Source organism: Halorubrum sp. SS7, from assembly GCF_005435055.1.
GTDB classification, from domain to species: domain Archaea; phylum Halobacteriota; class Halobacteria; order Halobacteriales; family Haloferacaceae; genus Halorubrum; species Halorubrum salinarum.
In genome coordinates, this window is sequence record NZ_SGXV01000012.1 from 1 (window position 1) to 17187 (window position 17187).

18 protein-coding genes are annotated in these 17187 nt (G+C 62.9%); 10 read left to right on the forward strand and 8 right to left on the reverse strand.

The annotated features are described in order from the left end of the window. Window positions 1-1347 (reverse strand): NAD(P)/FAD-dependent oxidoreductase (locus tag EXE44_RS11595; RefSeq protein ID WP_137717264.1); only part of this gene is annotated, 1347 nt, incomplete at its 3' end. Window positions 1348-1423: 76 nt separating this feature from the next. On the opposite strand from EXE44_RS11595, the gene EXE44_RS11600 reads away from it, so the two are divergent. Together EXE44_RS11600 and EXE44_RS11605 are read left to right on the forward strand one after the other, a co-directional pair. Then, window positions 1424-1768, forward strand: a complete 345-nt coding sequence (locus EXE44_RS11600; RefSeq protein ID WP_137717265.1) for a helix-turn-helix domain-containing protein — start codon at window positions 1424-1426, stop codon at window positions 1766-1768. A gap of 81 nt (window positions 1769-1849) precedes the next feature. Beyond that, window positions 1850-2107 (forward strand): helix-turn-helix domain-containing protein, encoded by a 258-nt coding sequence (locus EXE44_RS11605; protein WP_094552827.1) that lies wholly within the window; start codon window positions 1850-1852, stop codon window positions 2105-2107. A gap of 16 nt (window positions 2108-2123) precedes the next feature. Here EXE44_RS11605 and EXE44_RS11610 read toward each other — a convergent pair whose 3' ends face one another. The 4 genes from EXE44_RS11610 to EXE44_RS20235 form a co-directional block, all read right to left on the reverse strand. Then, window positions 2124-2396 (reverse strand): hypothetical protein, encoded by a 273-nt coding sequence (locus EXE44_RS11610; RefSeq protein WP_137717266.1) that lies wholly within the window; start codon window positions 2394-2396, stop codon window positions 2124-2126. Window positions 2397-2518: 122 nt separating this feature from the next. Continuing rightward, entirely contained in the window at window positions 2519-4507 is a 1989-nt protein-coding gene (locus EXE44_RS11615; RefSeq protein ID WP_137717267.1) for a thiamine pyrophosphate-binding protein, read from the reverse strand. A gap of 91 nt (window positions 4508-4598) precedes the next feature. After that, entirely contained in the window at window positions 4599-5690 is a 1092-nt protein-coding gene (locus EXE44_RS11620; RefSeq protein WP_137717268.1) for a PAS domain-containing sensor histidine kinase, read from the reverse strand. Window positions 5691-6111: 421 nt separating this feature from the next. Then, the gene (locus EXE44_RS20235) at window positions 6112-6258 is read right to left on the reverse strand and encodes a hypothetical protein (protein WP_158293456.1); all 147 of its coding nucleotides are present in this window, start codon (window positions 6256-6258) and stop codon (window positions 6112-6114) included. Between the two features lie 78 nt (window positions 6259-6336). On the opposite strand from EXE44_RS20235, the gene EXE44_RS11625 reads away from it, so the two are divergent. Then, entirely contained in the window at window positions 6337-7119 is a 783-nt protein-coding gene (locus EXE44_RS11625) for a methyl-accepting chemotaxis protein (protein WP_241991825.1), read from the forward strand. Between the two features lie 34 nt (window positions 7120-7153). Here EXE44_RS11625 and EXE44_RS11630 read toward each other — a convergent pair whose 3' ends face one another. Next, window positions 7154-7459: a putative quinol monooxygenase gene (locus EXE44_RS11630; RefSeq protein ID WP_137717269.1), complete on the reverse strand. Its 306-nt coding sequence runs from the start codon at window positions 7457-7459 to the stop codon at window positions 7154-7156. Between the two features lie 313 nt (window positions 7460-7772). Between EXE44_RS11630 and EXE44_RS11635 the strand changes: the two genes are divergently transcribed. The 5 genes from EXE44_RS11635 to EXE44_RS11655 all read left to right on the forward strand — a co-directional run bounded on the left by EXE44_RS11635 (window position 7773) and on the right by EXE44_RS11655 (window position 13366). Beyond that, on the forward strand, window positions 7773-9341 hold the full coding sequence (locus tag EXE44_RS11635) for a methyl-accepting chemotaxis protein (RefSeq protein ID WP_235681779.1): 1569 nt from the start codon (window positions 7773-7775) through the stop codon (window positions 9339-9341). 115 nt (window positions 9342-9456) lie between these two features. Next, the gene (locus EXE44_RS11640; RefSeq protein WP_137717270.1) at window positions 9457-9822 is read left to right on the forward strand and encodes a DsrE family protein; all 366 of its coding nucleotides are present in this window, start codon (window positions 9457-9459) and stop codon (window positions 9820-9822) included. 177 nt (window positions 9823-9999) lie between these two features. Then, window positions 10000-12420, forward strand: a complete 2421-nt coding sequence (locus EXE44_RS11645; RefSeq protein ID WP_137717271.1) for a PAS domain S-box protein — start codon at window positions 10000-10002, stop codon at window positions 12418-12420. Window positions 12421-12519: 99 nt separating this feature from the next. Further along, window positions 12520-12948 carry a helix-turn-helix domain-containing protein gene (locus tag EXE44_RS11650; RefSeq protein ID WP_137717272.1) on the forward strand — a complete coding sequence of 143 codons (429 nt, stop codon included), beginning with the start codon at window positions 12520-12522 and terminating at the stop codon, window positions 12946-12948. Further along, entirely contained in the window at window positions 12941-13366 is a 426-nt protein-coding gene (locus EXE44_RS11655; protein ID WP_137717273.1) for a helix-turn-helix domain-containing protein, read from the forward strand. The genes EXE44_RS11650 and EXE44_RS11655 overlap by 8 nt, the downstream gene beginning before the upstream one ends. Window positions 13367-13405: 39 nt before the next feature. Here EXE44_RS11655 and EXE44_RS11660 read toward each other — a convergent pair whose 3' ends face one another. Then, complete coding sequence (locus EXE44_RS11660; protein WP_137717274.1) at window positions 13406-15460, reverse strand: glycoside hydrolase family 15 protein; 2055 nt, start codon at window positions 15458-15460, stop codon at window positions 13406-13408. A 158-nt stretch (window positions 15461-15618) separates the two neighbouring features. Here EXE44_RS11660 and EXE44_RS11665 point away from each other — a divergent pair, with 158 nt between their 5' ends. Then, window positions 15619-15963 (forward strand): co-chaperone YbbN, encoded by a 345-nt coding sequence (locus tag EXE44_RS11665; RefSeq protein WP_241991826.1) that lies wholly within the window; start codon window positions 15619-15621, stop codon window positions 15961-15963. Between the two features lie 56 nt (window positions 15964-16019). Here EXE44_RS11665 and EXE44_RS11670 read toward each other — a convergent pair whose 3' ends face one another. After that, window positions 16020-16226: a hypothetical protein gene (locus EXE44_RS11670; RefSeq protein ID WP_137717275.1), complete on the reverse strand. Its 207-nt coding sequence runs from the start codon at window positions 16224-16226 to the stop codon at window positions 16020-16022. 478 nt (window positions 16227-16704) lie between these two features. Here EXE44_RS11670 and EXE44_RS11675 point away from each other — a divergent pair, with 478 nt between their 5' ends. Next, window positions 16705-17082 carry a hypothetical protein gene (locus EXE44_RS11675; protein ID WP_137717276.1) on the forward strand — a complete coding sequence of 126 codons (378 nt, stop codon included), beginning with the start codon at window positions 16705-16707 and terminating at the stop codon, window positions 17080-17082. Window positions 17083-17187: the final 105 nt, after the last annotated feature.

Genomic DNA, 17187 nt, shown 5'->3' on the forward strand with positions numbered 1-17187 from the left:
GAACTTCACCGCCAGCGTCGCTTCCATGATCATGTCGGCGGCACGGGGGCCGACCATGTGGACGCCGACGATCTCGTCGGTCTCGTGGTGCTTGACGACTTGAACGAGACCATCCGTGTCCTTGACGGCTTTTGCCCGTGGTACATCCCCCATCTGAACCGTCCGGCACGAACAGGTCCCGTGTTCCTCAGTGTACTCCAGTTCAGTCGTCCCCACCGAGGCGACCTCGGGGCTGGTGAACACGACCGACGGGACCGCGTCGTAGTCGATACTGACGCCCTCGTTGCCGAAGGCGTTCTTTACGGCGTGATTGCCCTCCTTGGCGGCGGCCGTCTCCAGTTCGGGCTCGCCGATCACGTCGCCGGCGGCGTAGATATCGGGGTTCGTCGTCCGGAAATGGGTGTCGACGTGGATCGTCCCGTCGTCGTTCGTTTCGATTCCCACGGTTCCGAGGCCGATCCCCTCGCTGTTCGGCCGAACGCCGGTCGCTACGAACAGCGCGTCGCCGGTGACGGTGCGCTCGGCGCCGTCGACGGTCACCTCGACGGCGACGCCCGACCCCGTCGCCTCGGGGCCGGCGTCGGTCCCGCCGTCGGTCGCCGGGCCGCGGACGCGCTCGAAGTCGGTGCCGGTGACGACCTCGACTCCCTCCTCCTCGAAGGCACGTTTCACTTCTCGCCCGAGCTGGCCTTCCATTCCGGAGAGGACGCGGTCGGAGCGCTGGAGAACCGTCACGTCGACGCCGACGCGGTGGAGGATCTGCCCCCATTCGAGCGCGATGTAACCGCCCCCGATCATCACGAGCCGCTCCGGGAGGTCGTGCTCCTCCAAGATGGTCTCGCTCGTACAGTAGTCGACCGCGCCGAGGCCGTCGATAGGCGGCGCCCGAGGTGAGCTTCCGGTCGCGACGAGCGCCTTCTCTCCGGTGATTCGGGCCCCTTCGTCGGGACCGTCGACGACCTCGATAGTCGTGTCGTCGGTCAGCTGGCCGTAACCCTCGTAGACGTCGGTCTCGAACTGCTCGGCGACGTCGACGTAGTTCTCCCGGCGGAACCGGTCGACGAGTTCGTCGGTGCCGTCCAGCGCGGCCGCCCAGTCGACGTTCGGCTCGCCGTCGCCGTACCGGACCGCGTCGAAAGGATTGTCGCGGGGCGCGAAGGCGCTCTCCGCGACCGCCAGCAGCCGTTTGCTGGGGACGCAACCGACGTTCACGCAGGTCCCGCCGATCGGGAGGCCCGCGTTCACCATCGCCGTCGACAGCCCGCGGCGGTCCGCCTCGGTGACGGCGGCGAACGCGGCCGCCCCGCCGCCGAGGATGACCAGATCATAGGAGTTTGCGTCGTCCATTTGATCTTGGTTTAGAATACGAAGTGTTTAAACTGTGAAGTCCGAAGCTATAGAGTAACTCCGAGGCTCCAAAGCTATGGCAGATACGACACCATCACCGCCCGCGTGCGACGTCGACGGAACGTGCTACTGTCCGCTGACCGGCGTCATTACCGTGTTGAGTCGGAAGTACGCGATACAACTGATAAGCATCGTCGGAGCGCACGAGTCGCTCCGGTTCGCCGAGATCGAGGATCACCTCCCCGGCGCCAGCACTTCGACCATCTCGAAGCGGCTCGACGAGTTCGAGGAGGCGGATCTGATCACCCGAACGCAGTACGACGAGATCCCGCCCCGCGTCGAGTACGCGCTCACCGAGGAGGGCGACGAACTCCGGACGCGGCTCGAACCGCTCTTGGAGTGGGCCGCCGCGACCGAGTGACTCCCGGCGGCGACCGATCGTGCGGACGGACCACACGATCGCTCGGTGGTTAAGACGGCTCGTGCGCTACCTCCGCACGGAATGCCGGACGAATTCACGCTCTCGGCGCAGTCGGCGCCGGACGCCCTTGCCGACCTCTCGCCCAGCGCGAAGCTGGTGGCGAAGACCCTCGACTACGAGGGCGAGAGCACGCAGTCGGCGCTCGCCGAGTCGACGCTTCTCCCCCCGCGGACCGTTCGGTACGCGCTCGATCAGCTCGAAGAGGCCGAGGTCGTTTCGTCGCGAATCTCGTTCGCCGACGCCCGAAAGCGGATTTACTCGCTCGAAATAGAGGCGTGAGCGACCCGGCCGCGCGCTATTTACAATCGGTTTCGCAGTCGTAGGTCCTGCTGTACACCCAGTACCCGCTCTCGGACGGGGGCGTCAGCGTGGCGAGGTCGAGCGACACTCGGAGGTCGCTCTCGGCGTCGTGCGTTTCGACGAACCGCCAAGCGCCGCCCGGTTCCTCGAGGTCGACGCGATACTGCCAGACATCGACGCCTCGATCGTCGACGTAGATCGCGTAAGAATCGGGGACAGCGGTGTCGCGGTTCGGGGTGGGTCTCTCCCGAGCAGTGTCAGTTCCCATGTCCGATAGTCTCTCAATAAAAATTAATACGTATCGCGTCCGGTCACCGGCTGGACACGCGAGCGGTGGATTTATTGAATATAGGCGTCTCGGAGACCGCAGCTACGCATCGAGACTGGCGTTCACACCGGATCGGCATCGGTGAGGATTTCGACGAGCGCGGGACCGTCATGGGCGATCGCCTTTTCGAGTGCGTCGTTGAGGTCGGCGGGGTCGTCGACGAAGAGACCGAGGCCCCCACAATTTTCTGCGAACGCAGCGAACTCAGGGTTGACGAGGTCGGTCTGCCAGACGTCCCAGCCCCCGGTCCGCTGCTCTTTGCTGATCTTCCCGAGTTCGTCGTCGTTCAACAGGACGTGGGTAACGTCCATGTCGTACTTCACCGCGGTCGTGAACTCACTCATGTACTGGCCGAAGCCACCGTCGCTGGATACCGAGACCACCTTGCGACCGGCGAACTCCGACTCCGGCTCTTGGGTGGCTGCCCACGCGCCCAGCGCCGCCGGGAACGCGAATCCGATGGAACCGAGGTACCCCGACATGAGTACAGACTGGTGTTCCGGCTCGAAGTACCGGCCGAACGCGTAGGTGTTGTTCCCCACGTCGACGGGGATGATCGCGTCGTCGGGAACGAGTCGGGTCATCGCCTCGAAGGCAGTGGCGTAATTGACGCCGCGCTCGGGCGTCTGCTCCCGCCGTGTCGCCTTCTCTTCGCGCCAAATTTCCCAGCGGTCGGCGAGCTCCTCGCGCTGGTTTTCCGCCGCGAGGTCGTCCCCAAGTCGTTCCTCGAGCTCGTCAACGGTGACGCCGATCTCGCCCCACACCGGCACGTCGATGCCGTGGAATTTCCCGAGCGTCATCGCGTCGTAATCGACGTGGATCGTCGGCTTGTACTCGGCAATCCCGGTGTGATTCGAGAAGCTCGCGCCGAAGACGGCCAGCAGGTCCGCCTCGTTCATGAAGTGGCTCGCAATCGGGGTCCCGCTCCGGCCGAGTACGCCCCCCGCGAGCGGGTGCGAGTCGGGAATCTGCCCTTTCGCCTTGAACGTCGTCAGCACCGGGCAGTCGAACCGCTCGGCGAGGTCCACAATTCCGTCCATCTCGAAGCGGGCACCGTGCCCGACGACGATCACCGGCCGCTCGGCAGTTTCCAGTAGTTCTACCGCATCCTTGAGGGCGCTCTCCGGGGGTGTGATGTCGCGGTCTGTAATACGTCCCTCCGGGTCCCCGGGATCGACGCCCTCGGCCGACTGGGTCTGGATTTCGTCGGGAAAGACGAGGTGTGAGACACCGCGTTCGAGGATCGCAGTCTTGGCCGCCCGAGTCGCGAGTTCGGCGTGGTCGCTGTCGGGGAGGACGGTCGCCTCGAACTCAGCAACGTCGCCGTAGGCCGCCTCCAGATCGACTTCCTGGAAGTTCCCTGTGCCGAGCACCTGCGACTCGACCTGTCCGGTGAGCGCGATCGTCGGCGAACGGTCGACGTTCGCGTCCCACAGTCCGGTGAGCATGTTCGTCGCACCGGGGCCGGCGATGGAGAAGCACGCCGCCGGACGGCCGGTGAGCTTCCCGTACGCAGAGGCGGCGAACGCGGCGGCCCCCTCGTGGCGGACGCCGTAATAAGCGAGGTTTCCCCCGGCCGCTTCGCGGCGGAGCGCGTCGGCGAGCCCGAGATTCGAGTGCCCGACGATCCCCCACACCTGCCGGACCCCCCAGTTGACCAGCGTCTCGGCGATCACATCCGACACCGTCCGCTCGTGCGGCTCCTCGTCGGGGAATCCAACGTAGATCCCGTCCTCGCGCACTTCGACCGGGAACGTCTCGACGCAGTCGTCGTGGGATCCGGGTGTTTCCCCCGTCAGCGGGTCGAAGTCCCAGCCGTGCCACGGACAGCGGAGCAGCCCGGTTTCGATAGATCCCTCGCCGAGCGGTCCGCCTTGGTGGGGACAGCGATTGTCGAGCGCCCCATACTCGCCGTCTTGGTGAGTCATCGCGACTGTCGTGTCGCCGCAGGTTACCGGCTTCACCCGCCCCTCGGGGAGTTCGTCCGGACCGAGCGCCCTGTGCCACGTCACGTTGCCTCTCGAACCGTCTGGAGACGAGCGTTCGGCCATGAGTTCGTCAGCCGCTCCGAGAGAGATTAAAACCGCGGCGGGTGTTCGACCGCATCATCCGCTCGCGGCAAATATATGTGGGTTCACGCGGTCAAGAGTCGATTCCGGTGACCTCGAACCGGGTTCCACCGTTCGCGGACTCTCCGACTCCGATTTCCCAGCCGTGGGCCTCAGCGATTTCGGCGACGATCGCGAGCCCGAATCCGGTCCCGTCTCCCGTAGTCGTATGACCCCACTCAAAGATGTCGTCCCTGTCTTCCGCCGGAATGCCCGCCCCGTCGTCTTCGACGTAGAAACCGTTCTGTTCCGGTCCTTCCAGCACCCCGACTCGGACCGTCACCGACGATCCTCCGTGATCGCGGGCGTTCTCAAAGAAGTTCACAAAAAGCTCGTAAAGCCGGTCTCGGTCCGCTTGGAACGTCGTCGAGGACTCAATCTCGAGTGTCGCCGGCGCCATATCGCAGTCAGTCCAGACGGTCTCCGCGATCGCCGCCAGATCGACCTCGGTCCGCTCGTGAACCAAGTCTCCCTCCCGGGTGAGCTGGAGGAGTTCCGACAGCATCTCTTCCATGCGATCGGCGGCGTCCTCGATCGCGTCGAAATGCTTGACATCGCCGGTTTGTCGGGCGAGTTCCGCGTGCCCTTGAATGATTGAAAGGGGGTTCTGGAGATCGTGTGAGACGATACCGGCGAACCGGTCGAGCCGTTCGACCTTCTCTTCTAATTGCCGGCGGTTCCGGACGCGATCGGACACGTCCCGGAGCATCGCGACCATCTGCTTCGGTTCGGCATCCGCCGCGGCATCGGCTCCGTCTGCCGGCTCCAGCGCCGCTCCGGATATTTCCGTCGGGACCTCGTCTCCGTCCTTCGTCAGGCAAGTCAGGTCGTCGGTGAAGCCGGTTCCTTCCGTTTTGACCTGCGAAATAAACTCCTCGCGAACCCGGGCGATGTCGTCAGGATGGATGTCTTCGGGCTCCATTGACAGGAGCTCTTCGCGGGAGTATCCCAGCAACTCGCACGCCCGCGGGTTGACGTCGACAAACGACTCGGTCTCAAAGTTGACGATCATGATGGCGTCGTTGTTGTGTTCGAAGACCTTTCGGTACCGCTCCTCGACCGACGACCGGATTTCGTGGGTTTCCCCCGTCTCGATGTCACCCTCGTCCGTCGATTCGTTACTCATGTATCAGCCACCCCTGCCTGAGAGTTTGGTGTCTGTTGCGGACGGCCGGGATCCACCGCACCCTTCGCTGCGAACTAAACCCTATCACGTCTCTCTGAGACGTGTTTGTCCCCGAATAATATAATATTTCACAATCTCAAGAGATACGAATCACTCGCGACAGTTATTCGATGGTTACAGATATGAAACGATACCTGCTCTCGTCTCTGGCCTACAATTTCACATTACACCGCGACACCGCCTGAACCGCGATTTATTCCGGCTTCCGAGCGTCATCGTCGACAAACGTTTCACAGGTGAGGCAGTACTCGCGCTCTTTTTTTAATTCCGAGGGCTCGATGATGGCGAGCCTGCTTTCCGTCTCGTCCCCGCAGGTCGGACAGGTGGCGTCTCCGCTCATGATTCGATCTGACCTCTGAGTCTACGCTTCGTCCCCGAAGTTCTCCTCGTAGGCGTCAGGGTGATTCTTTTTCGCGTGGTCTTTCAGTTCGTCGAGCGTGTCGAACGTCGCGCCGCAGTCACACGCGTGGATATCGCCGTCGTCGTGGTCATGCTCGTGGTCAGACATCGCATTTGATAATATGTGGACCACGATTAAATAGCCCCCGCGGGAGTGTATGGCAACCGCCTCAGCGGGAGCACACTCATGAGTCGACAATCACACAATCGAAACGGGCGTGACGGATCGGACGGAGCGGCCGATCCGGAGGGAAAGACGCCGCTCTCGACGCTCACAGCCGAGCACGCGAAGCTCCTCTCGGAGATCGGGACGGAACTGAGCGAGTCGAGCGACGCGATCGAGTCGCTGTCTCGGGGTGCCGCGGAGGCGAACGAGTCAAGTTCCGATACGGCCTCGCTCGCGGAGACGGCCCGAGGGTCGGCCCGTGAGGCAAACGCTGATGTCGACGAAGCCAAGGCCGCAGCCGCCGCGGCCGAGGAGAAACTGGAGTTGCTCCGCGAGACAGTCACCGAGATCGACGACATCGTCGCGATGCTGAACGAGATCGCCGACCAGACGAACATGCTCGCGTTGAATGCCTCGATCGAGGCCGCGCGTGTGGGCGAGGCAGGCTCGGGCTTTGCCGTCGTCGCAGACGAAGTCAAAGACCTCGCCGAACAGGCACAAGAGCGTGCGACTGAAATAGAAGCGACCGTCGAGGAGGTGCGCTCAACCGCGGACGAGACGATAGACCAGATCGAAACTGTCGACACGCGTACGGACACTGCGGCAGAATCGATCACAGACGCGGTCGACGATCTCGACGGAATCGCTGACAGCGCAGTTCGAACCTCGGAAAACGTCGACGAGGTGAGCGAGACGACACAAGCGTACGCGGACGATCTTGACCACATCGCGAGGGATGTAATCGACGCGATCAGTCAGGCGAACGAGATTGACGAGCGGACGAACCCTTCGGCGGAGCAGTAATTCGGTTTGATGGCGGCTGACTGGGAGCCTTCGTTTAGAGGTCCATCTCTGCCGCCGAATCGACTTCGAACCGGGTGACCTCCGGCTCGCCCGCGAGCAGGTCGGGCAGCGCCGCCTCGAACTCCTGAAAGTGGTCGGTCTGTGAGTGCGCCTCGAAGGCGGCCTCGTCCTCGTACTGCTCGAAGAACCGGACTACATTCGGGTCGTCCACGTCCGTCGCCGGCCGGTAATCGATCATCCCCGGCTCGGCGCGGGATTTCTCCGCGAGGTCGGCGATCAGTTCGAGCGCCTCGTCGCGCTTCTCGGGATCGAGCGGAAAGACTGCGTGTAACACAATCATGCGATTCTCTTTCGTCGGTTGCGACGCATAAACTCTCGCCGCGAGGGCATTCGACTCGGGCAGACGGAGGGTATCAACCGATCCCGAGGCGACCCCCGACGTGAGCCGTGAGAAACGCCGTTACGTCGCCGTTACCCATGAGACCCGTGCGTGATAATCGGCACCGACGAATTAAATCGGAGACTGTCACAGCCATCCACATGGACTCGCGACAGATCACTGTCTGCGTCTCGCTTGACCGCCGCTGGAGGTGGAGAGCGTGACGTCCGATCAAAACCGCCGCGAAATGGTTCGAAGTCGACTTGTCCCCGCCGTGGTGGAACAGAACCGACTCGTCAAGTTCGGCCTCTCAATTGCCTTTGTCATCGCTGTGATTGCGGTAACAGGCCTCTTTACTATCCGACAGACGGCCGGGGTAGTCGACCCGGCCGCACACGCCGCCGTGACGCGAAATATCCTCTTGATTATCGGCGTCGCCATCGTCGGCCTCGGGGCCGTCGGAATGGGCCTCGCACGGCCGACGATCCGCGAACTCGACGAACTCGGCCGACGGGCTGAAGCACTAGAAAACGGCGATCTCGATGTCGATCTGGAACCGAAGACAGACGACGAGATCGGCCGGCTATACGAGTCGTTCGACGCGATGCGGACCGCGCTCAAGGGTCGCATCGAGGACGTGGAGGCAGAGCGGAAGCGCGCCCGTGAAGCCAAACGTGAGACAGAAAGATTTGCCGACACGCTCGAGACGCGCGCTGAGGCTTTTGCGGGAACGATGGGAGAGGCCGCAGATGGCGACCTTACCGTTCGGCTCTCGGTCGAGGGCGACGATCCGGAAGCGCTCCACGAGATCGCAGACGCGTTCAACGAGGCGCTGTCGGAACTGGAGACCACGGTCTCCGACGTGCGTCGCTTCGCCGACCAGGTGGCCGACGCAAGTGACGCGATGACGACGAGCGCAGAAGAGGTCGCCGCGGCCGCCCAGGAAACGAGCGGGTCGATAGACGAGATTTCAGCCGGCGCGGAGAAACAGAACGACCGGCTCGTCGAAATCGCCGGCGAAATGGAGACGATGTCCTCGACGACGGAGGAGGTTGCCGTTTCGGCCGAACAAGTCGCGGCGACGTCTGAACGAGCGACCGAACTCAGCGACGAGGGTCGGTCGGCGACGCGACGTGCTGTCGAGGAACTCCATGCCGTCGAAGAGCGGTCCCGGTCTGCGACGGAGGCCGTCAGCCAACTCGAAGACGGCATGGAGCGGATCGGCATCATTGTCGACACGATCACCGAGATTGCTGATCAAACGAATCTATTGGCGCTGAACGCCTCGATCGAGGCAGCACGGGCCGGCGAGGCAGGCTCCGGATTCGGCGTTGTTGCGGATGAAGTCAAGAGCCTGGCCGAAGAGACGAGCGAGGCCGCCGCAGAGGTCGAGTCGCTCATCGCGGAACTCGAAGAGCGAACCGACGAGAGCGTGACGGAGATGGCGGCGATCCGCGAGCGGATCGATGCGGGTGTAGACACGGTGGAAGCTGCGGAGGCCGCACTCGCCGATATCGACGCTCGCATCACAGAGGCAGATGACGGTGTCAAGGAGATTTCTGACGCGATGGATGAGCAGGCCCGCGCGGTCAATGACGTAACGACCTCAGTCGACGATGTCGCCGAAATCAGTCAGCAGACCTCGACAAACGCTTCGTCGGTCGCAGCTGCCGCTGAGGAACAAGCTGTTTCCTCGGACCGTGTCTCCGAAAAAGTCGAGGGACTCGCCGAGCGCACGACACGCCTTCGCGAGTCGCTTGCGACATTCCGGACCCGTGACCGCACGGAGCCGGCAGAGGTCGGAGGAGAATCCGACAGCTCGGCGTCAGTTGCCGACGACTGATGCGGCGTCGCTCTCGAATTCACAGGTCCGGTTGATTCCCCACACCGTAACCGCAACGTAACAACATAACCCAGCTCCCCGATAGCGTTTATATAAATACTCTCAGCTAATCTGTATGGGAAAGTACGCGGTGTTGCTCAGCGCGGGCCCGGACCGGACCGGGAGCGCGCTCAACGGGGTGGAGTACGCCCTTCGGCTCGCCGACGGTGGCCACGACGTGCGGGTGTTTCTTGACGGGGCGGCGACTAGATGGCCGGAAGAGCTTGCGACCCGGACCGATCATCCGCTCCGCGACGGGCTCGACAGGGTGGTGGCTGGAGACGTTGAGATCGCCGCCTGTGCGTACTGTGCGGCCGCCTTCGACGCGACGACGGGCTGTCAAACGAACGAAATCCCGCTTCTCGGCACGGCCGGCGAAGAGCACGGTCCGGACATCGCGGCCCTCGTCGCCGACGGCTACGAGCTGCTCACAATGTCTTGACTGCCGCGCGGTCGGGGGCGAATCGGTCTACAAACGGAGCAGACCGAGTGCTTCGGGGCTTGACCCCGACGGTCCAATTTATTATTTCGCGGTTGGTTTCTTAAGTATGCGCGCCGAACGGAGCAACTGAGTGGCACGCCGAATGATCAATAAATATTCTCCGCTTGACCAGTCGGCATGAGCGACGCGCCCGAATCCGGTTCCGTAACGGGTGATGACCCGGAGTCAGCAGTTTTTGAACAGCTGTTCGAGCACACCCCTGACGCGGTACTCGTCATCGATACAGAGGCGAATCGTATCCTACGGTGTAACGACCAGGCATGCGAGTTGCTCGGGTACGACCGAGACCACCTCCTCTCGCTCGGCCCACCGGATATCCACCCGCATGATTACGATGTTTTTGAATCGTTCGTCAAGCGCGTCAACGATAGGGGAAGCGGGTTCACCGCAGAACTGTCGTGCCATACCCGAGACGGCGATATTGTTCCCGTCGACGTCACTGCGACGGCCGTCCAGTTCGGTGGGGCTGACCGGATACTCGCGATCGTGCGGGACGCATCTACACGGACGGAACAGGAACGAGAACTACGCCGCCGATCGGCAGCGATGGCCGCGGCGGATGATGGGATCGCCGTACTCGATGCGGACGGCGTTGTCGTCCACGCGAATGCTGCCTATGCCTCGCTGTTCGGGTACAATAATCCGGACGCTATCGTCGGTAGGTGCTGGGATGAGTTGTACGCGGCCCCGGATCGGTTCGAACTCGATTGTCGACCGACCGTCGTCGATTCAGGGGAGTGGCGCGGCGAACTGACGGCCTCCCGAACGAACGGCGACGATCTGCCAGTCCGCGCGTCGGTGACGAGTCTTGAAGACGGCGAGTTCGTCTGTGTCGCCCGCGACGTGAGCACAGAGCGCCGTCGAGAGCGGCGACTTACTGGGGTGACTGAGGCAAGCGGCGAACTCCTCGCCGCTGCCGATCGCGACGACGTGAGCCGAACCGCAATCCGGACTGTCGTTGACGCGCTAGGGCACGAGGTCGCGTGCGTGCGGCTGTACGACCCCGACACCAACGAGCTGGTGCGGACCGCAACATCGGACGCAGCCGCGGCGCTCGTTAAACAGGCGGTGGCCTACGACCTCAAATCGTCGAACGCCGGTGCGGCGTACAGAAGCAAGGAGACGGTCCGAAACGAGTCGAGGGCGGACGACGCGTACACCGACGACCCGTGTCGGGCCGAGGCCCATGTACCGCTTGGCGAGTTCGGGGTTTTGAGTGTCTTTGACCGCGAGGAGCCGTTGACGGATGGAGATGTCCAGCTGATCGAACTGTTTGCCGGCGTCGTCCGCTCGGCATTGACCCGCGCCGAGCGCGATGAGCGGCTCCGGTCTCGCCAGAATCAATTGGAGCGACGTCGCGAGGAGCTAACCGCTGCGGACCGGTTCAATTCTCTCGTCACTGAAGTGATTCGTTCAGTATTACGGGTGACCAGCGGAGCAGCGGTCAAACAGTCTATTTGTGAGGATCTCGCCAAATCGTCGCTGTACGAAGCAGCGTGGATCGCGACCGTCGAGACGGGAGACGACGCCGATGCCGTAACGATCGACTCCAGCTCAGTCGCGACGGATTCGTTCAGCGAAACCAACGCGGAGTCATTGCTCACGTCACCGTTCGCGCGCCAACTAGTCCGACAAGCCAGCGAAAAGGACGCCGCAGTCGTCCAGCGGCGACGATTTGAGTCCGCAAACGAGACTGCGCCAAACGACGACATGGAGTCCATCGCCGCAGCAGTCCCTGTGGCCTGTGGCCGACAGCGGTTTGGCGTGCTCGCCGTGGCTGGGACCGAAGAGAGCGGATTCTCCGAGACGGCACAAAGCGGGCTCGAATTGCTCGGGGAGACACTCGGATTCGCCATCATCGCCGACCGGCGCCGAAATACATTGATCGAGAGCGACGCTGTTGAATTAGAATTCTCGTTTGCGAGCCCGCTGGCCGACCTGTCCGCCGCGTTCGGCTGCCGCTGTGACCATTTAGGAAGCGTCGTCGATGGCGACGATACGCACGCGTACGAGACACGAATTACGCACGGAGACTTCGACGAGATTCAGGCCTTCCTCAATAAATATCCTGAAATTCGCGAGTGCCGACTCGTTGAGTGTCGCGGCGAGACGTGTCTCGTCGAAGTCACGGTAGCGGGCGCACCGCCGGGGCTTCTCGCCGAGGCCGGATTCGGCCTGGTGTCACTCCACGCAAGCAACGGCGAGACGAGGCTGATTGCCGAAGTCCCAAGCGACGAGGATGTCACACGCGTGGTTGACGCGCTCTCAGAGTACTGGGACAATGTCGAACTGGTCGCCAAGCGCCAAACTCCGACCCGCGGGGCGGACCTCCCGATCCCGCCCGACAGTGCGGCGGGCCTCACCGACAGGCAGCGGTCGGTGCTGGAGACCGCCTACGAGAAAGGATACTACGATTGGCCCCGCGACCACACTGCTGAGGAAATCGCCGAGAGCCTCGATATCGCCTCATCGACGCTCCATCAGCACCTCCGTGCGGCGGAGCACGTGCTGGTCTCATCGTACGTCGACGATGAATGAGTTTTATATAATGTTGACCGACCACCTATGTGTCTCGGTATGCCTCCCCCGAGACACGTAGCGTGGGTGATCATATTGGTGGCGCGTGACTCTCCCTATATGAGCACTGAGCAGATCCCGCTGTCCCGACTCGACAGCTCACACGAACGCACGCAGCGCGTCCTCATTGAGGTCGCAGATGTCCTGGGTCACAAATGGCATCCAGTTATTCTCACGCAGTTGCTGAATGGGGAGCACACGTTCAGTGAACTCAGCGCGGCCATCGACGACGTGTCGAACAAGATGCTCTCGGATAGTCTCTCGACGCTCGAGGCCGAGGGACTTGTCGATCGGAAGGTGGTGAGCGAAAAGCCAGTCCGAGTCAAGTACACATTAACTCCTCGAGGTAAAGAATTAGAATCGGTTCTCGATCCAATGCTCAGGTGGGGCCGAGAATATTTATTTAATGGTGAGGTCGATGAAATGCGGAAGCCGACCGGCCCGCGTCTTCCGGATCGCTCAGGCGAGGAGGTGGCAAATGATGAGTAGTCGAACTGACTTGTCATCAGATATTTCACCCGACAACCAAGCTGAGCGCGGAATTGCGCGCCGGGCAGCAGAAGCCGACGAGACCGAAATTTCAGTAAAAAAACCCACACGCGAAGAGGTGCTCCAAACGGTGTTCGGCCTCGGAGTACAGGACGTTCGCACGTATGACGCCGTCGTGGAGATTACTGGAGCAACAGCCAGTGAGCTTAGCGATCACCTCGACCCCGACCGCAGCAATGTGAACCGGTCGCTGAAACGGCTCCGCGAGACTGGTCTCGTGACCCGGGGCCGGCGCCTGCTCGATGAGGGCGGCCACGTCTACCAGTACTACGTCGATGACGAAATGTCAGAGGATCCTGTCACCCACGCGGTTAATAAATGGAAGTCTGCTGCGCTAGACGCTGTCGGACCGGAATAGCGCTCCGTTTCCCCGGAGCACTCCGAAGCCTTCTATCACTTAATCAGTTCCACCATCAGGTGCCAGTCCAAAAGCCTTGTTGCGGACGTGGTTCTCAACAAGGAGCAGGTACGTCGCCTGACTCCACTGGAGGTTCGAGTTCCACCTCACTTGCCCGGTCCCGTCCACGCGCTCGGGCAGGAGCCCGGCGGTAGTCGTCCACTCGTGGGCGTCCTCAAACACGTGGTCGGCGACTGCGTCCGGATCCCTCCCGCCGAGCCAGCGAGCGGCGTCGGCGTATGCTTCACAAAGCGGCCAGCCACCGTCTTCGACGGTGCCAGTCGGCGTGTAGCGGTCGCCGGGATACCGCCCGAGGCAGGGGGAATCGCCCGCGACCCACGCCTCGTCGTCAGCGGCGGCGAGTGTCGCGGCGACGGAATCGCTGTCTGAATCGACGACGTTCCACGGCCAGACGGTCATGAACGCCGCCGCGTCAGGCCGAGCGTCAGCCGACGGGTCAGACGGCGTTTCAGGGCTGTCGGCCGTGACGAAAGCGTCGCCGTACGGCGTGGATTTGAAACAGTATTTTTCGAAATTATTGGCCCACACCGCCGCCCGCTCGCGACACTCCTCGGCGAACCCCTCGTCACCGTGTGCGTCAGCGAGTTCACCCATCGAACGGAGTCCAGCGATCGCCGCCGCGGTGCCCTCCGTGCTGTGGCCCCAGATCTCCTCCCACGGGTCCTGGTGCTTCTTTGGGAAGCCATACCCGTTGTCGTACGAGAGGAGGAACTCGGCTGCGCGGCGAGACATCTCGTAGTGTGCGTCAAGCAGATCGTCGTCGCCCGTCTCCTGCCAGACGAGCCAGTGGGCGTATATTGGACCGCCGATTTGGTCGAGTTGAAGTGCCCGCCAGTGAGCCTCGCCGGTGACGTAGTAGTTCTGCCACCACGTCCCGTGTCGGTCGATCCCTCGGTCGTCGACGACGTCACCGGTGATCTGGTTCTCGTCGAACCACCGGAGCGCGAGCCGCGCCTCGTGCTCGGCCCCGGCCGCGATCAGCGCCTGCGTGATGATAACCTGATCGCGCGGCCAAATGAATTTGTACGTCATGTCGCTCGGTTTGAACGCGCCGGCGATGACGCCGCAGCAGCCGTCCTGTGCGCATTTCATCGCTGTCAGCGATCGCTCGTACAGCTCGTTGACCGCGGGGTCGTCAGTCGGGCCGTCCGACACCGTCTCGTGCCACTCCTCCCATGCCGTCGCGAAGGACTCCCGCTCCGACTCGTACCCGCGGTCGAGGAGCCGGAGGGCATGCTCGACCGCAGCGTCCTCGCCGTAGCCGAACCCGACTGCCGTGAGCCAGGACGCTGCGTCGGTCTCGCCGACGTACTGCCCGACGCCCACGTCGAGATTCCCCACGCCGCGCTCGGTGTCGTCGACGAAGCCGTCGTTGCCGCTGTAAATATCTGCCCACGCGCTCCGGTCGGGTCCCTCCGTGACGCCGGTGTGACCGATCCGGCGCCCGTCGAACCCGCGGTCGCCGTCGCGCCCCTGTGCGAGTGCCAGCCATCGGTCTCCATCGGTGGCGACCACTAGCTCGGCGCCGTCGCGCTCCATAACGAACGCTTCTTGAACCGCGTTGGGATCCTCGTGGTCGTGGCCGTGGATCCCGAGGTCGGCGACGGTGTAGAACGTCCGCTCCGCGACCGTTTCGAACTCGGCATCGATCTCGATCAGCAGGCCGCAGGTGTCGACGCTCGCGACCACCCGCTGCGTGAGCGTCCCGGTCGATCCCTCCTCGTCGAAGCGATTCTCGAGAGTGATCTCGGGGACTTTGCTCGACGCGTACGAGACGTCACTCTCGATGGCGTCGTCGCGAGCGTCCAGCGTGTGCCCCTCGTCGGCGTTCCACGCGAGCGCGTGGAGGTCGTAGAACAGTTCGATGTCCGACCGGAACGCCGAGGTCTCCTCGATGATCGCCCCGTGACGGCCGCGATCGGGATTGTCATATCGGTTCGCGGTCAGCAGCACGTTCGCACCCTCCTCGCGCGGCGCGCTGAGGATCGCGTCCTTGTCGCTCGGTACCGATGGCGCGTTTGACTCGACTGGCATGGCCGAAAGACGGCGGATGAGCGAATAAGTGCGATGCGAAAATGTATCCACGTTACCATTCGGCATACAATACGAGCTCGGCTCGCGGTGAGCCGAGGGTAACCCGCTTACCCCGCGGTTTGGGAAGGAATATGCCGTTTCGAGCCCTCCGTTCGAGTATGTCATCAGACGCGGCTTCCGGCGACGACGCATCGGTCGGCGGAATCATCGACGTGGAAAGTACCGAATCATTCAACGAGGCGATCGCGGAAAACGACCAGGTCGTCGTCGACTACTTCGCTGACTGGTGTGGCCCCTGTAAGCAGCAGACGCCTATCCTCGAGGAGCTGTCCGGCACGATCGACGCGCCGGTTCTCGGCGTCGACACCGACGAACACAACGGGCTTGCCGCGGAGGCGGGCGTCCGGTCGATCCCCACGGTCGCGGTCTACCGCGACGGCGAGGAGGTCGAGCGGTTTGTCGGCGTCACAGGCGCCGACAAGATCCGGGCCGCGTTGGAGTGAGGGCGGGAGAGTATCGGACCGCTCCTGCCGGACGGCAGTAGAGTGATCGGGAGGGCCTACGCGCTCTCGTTCCGCAGATCGGCACGAACCGCCGAGGACAGAGCAACTCCCAGGACGCCGACCGCAGTCGCGACGTTCAGGTAGACTGTCGGCCGGGAGAACCCGACGGCCACCCAAACGAGAAGCGCCAGCGCGACGACTATCGCTCCCGGCCGCGCCCACCGTCGCCGCGTGTAGAGCCCGTAACAGACGATCGACGACACTACACCGAACAACAAAAATAACGCGAGACTGGGAAGGAGGAAGTTCTCGATCGGCGCGTTGTCGAGCGGCCCAGCAACCCCACAAGTTCGCCAGAAGGTACTATCAGTAGAGCTGTGCCACCGACAAGCGCGCGAACCGTCAGCTCACCGAACAGCAGGAGCAGGAGCCAGAACGAGACCTTACGGCCACGAAGCCTCATTGTTCAGGCTCGGGACGGTTCCTTCACAAAAGTTAGCAATTCTTGACAGGGTCCCACGCTCTCACAGGGGTTCTCTCGACCGGGAGGCAATGAACTGCGACGGCTCGCCGACGTTGTTCTCGGTGCGAGCGAGTTTCTCGTATCTATCACGGGATTACGGCCGGGACGACGGCTTTCCAGCGGTGTGTGACACGCTTCGTGGATGAGATCGGCTCGCGTGTGCGACGGAGGCACACGCCCGTTATGGTTACTTATAGTAACCGCACGTCTTCATTCGTATGGACGAGAGCATAGACCACACGAACAGAGACGACGGGACAAACGACTGTACGACGACGGGGTCATTCGACGACCACGGAATCGATGACGGGTCAGAACTGATCCGGCGCACCTACTACCGACTGGTCGCCGACAACCGGGACGCGTTCGAGCCGACGGATCGGTTCCTCGACCGCCTCGCGGACGCGTTCACGCGGGCATACCTCACTGCGACTGGCGCATACGAACTCCCGCCGCACGTCGCGGCCGCGATAGACGACGCCCGCGTCTGGGCAGAGGTGGAGTTTGCGGACGAGCCCGACGCCGACCTACGCGGAACAGTGATACCGGCGTTCTACCGGCACGCCGCCGGCTTCCACTGCGCGTACCGGGACTAGCGGGGCGGACGACCAAACGGGAGAGTGCGTGGACCGATTATAAATAGTCGGCGTCTGTGCGGTTCGGCAACAACGCACGTTTTTGCTCCTCGCGCGAGACGGGTG

Bases quoted from the DNA above. Each gene is read 5' to 3' on its own strand.
- EXE44_RS11600 (WP_137717265.1), top strand. From the start codon at position 1,424: ATGGCAGATACGACACCATCACCGCCCGCGTGCGACGTCGACGGAACG.
- EXE44_RS11605 (WP_094552827.1), top strand. From the start codon at position 1,850: ATGCCGGACGAATTCACGCTCTCGGCGCAGTCGGCGCCGGACGCCCTT.
- EXE44_RS11610 (WP_137717266.1), bottom strand. From the start codon at position 2,396: ATGGGAACTGACACTGCTCGGGAGAGACCCACCCCGAACCGCGACACC.
- EXE44_RS11615 (WP_137717267.1), bottom strand. From the start codon at position 4,507: ATGGCCGAACGCTCGTCTCCAGACGGTTCGAGAGGCAACGTGACGTGG.
- EXE44_RS11620 (WP_137717268.1), bottom strand. From the start codon at position 5,690: ATGAGTAACGAATCGACGGACGAGGGTGACATCGAGACGGGGGAAACC.
- EXE44_RS20235 (WP_158293456.1), bottom strand. From the start codon at position 6,258: ATGTCTGACCACGAGCATGACCACGACGACGGCGATATCCACGCGTGT.
- EXE44_RS11625 (WP_241991825.1), top strand. From the start codon at position 6,337: ATGAGTCGACAATCACACAATCGAAACGGGCGTGACGGATCGGACGGA.
- EXE44_RS11630 (WP_137717269.1), bottom strand. From the start codon at position 7,459: ATGATTGTGTTACACGCAGTCTTTCCGCTCGATCCCGAGAAGCGCGAC.
- EXE44_RS11640 (WP_137717270.1), top strand. From the start codon at position 9,457: ATGGGAAAGTACGCGGTGTTGCTCAGCGCGGGCCCGGACCGGACCGGG.
- EXE44_RS11645 (WP_137717271.1), top strand. From the start codon at position 10,000: ATGAGCGACGCGCCCGAATCCGGTTCCGTAACGGGTGATGACCCGGAG.
- EXE44_RS11650 (WP_137717272.1), top strand. From the start codon at position 12,520: ATGAGCACTGAGCAGATCCCGCTGTCCCGACTCGACAGCTCACACGAA.
- EXE44_RS11655 (WP_137717273.1), top strand. From the start codon at position 12,941: ATGAGTAGTCGAACTGACTTGTCATCAGATATTTCACCCGACAACCAA.
- EXE44_RS11660 (WP_137717274.1), bottom strand. From the start codon at position 15,460: ATGCCAGTCGAGTCAAACGCGCCATCGGTACCGAGCGACAAGGACGCG.
- EXE44_RS11665 (WP_241991826.1), top strand. From the start codon at position 15,619: ATGTCATCAGACGCGGCTTCCGGCGACGACGCATCGGTCGGCGGAATC.
- EXE44_RS11675 (WP_137717276.1), top strand. From the start codon at position 16,705: ATGGACGAGAGCATAGACCACACGAACAGAGACGACGGGACAAACGAC.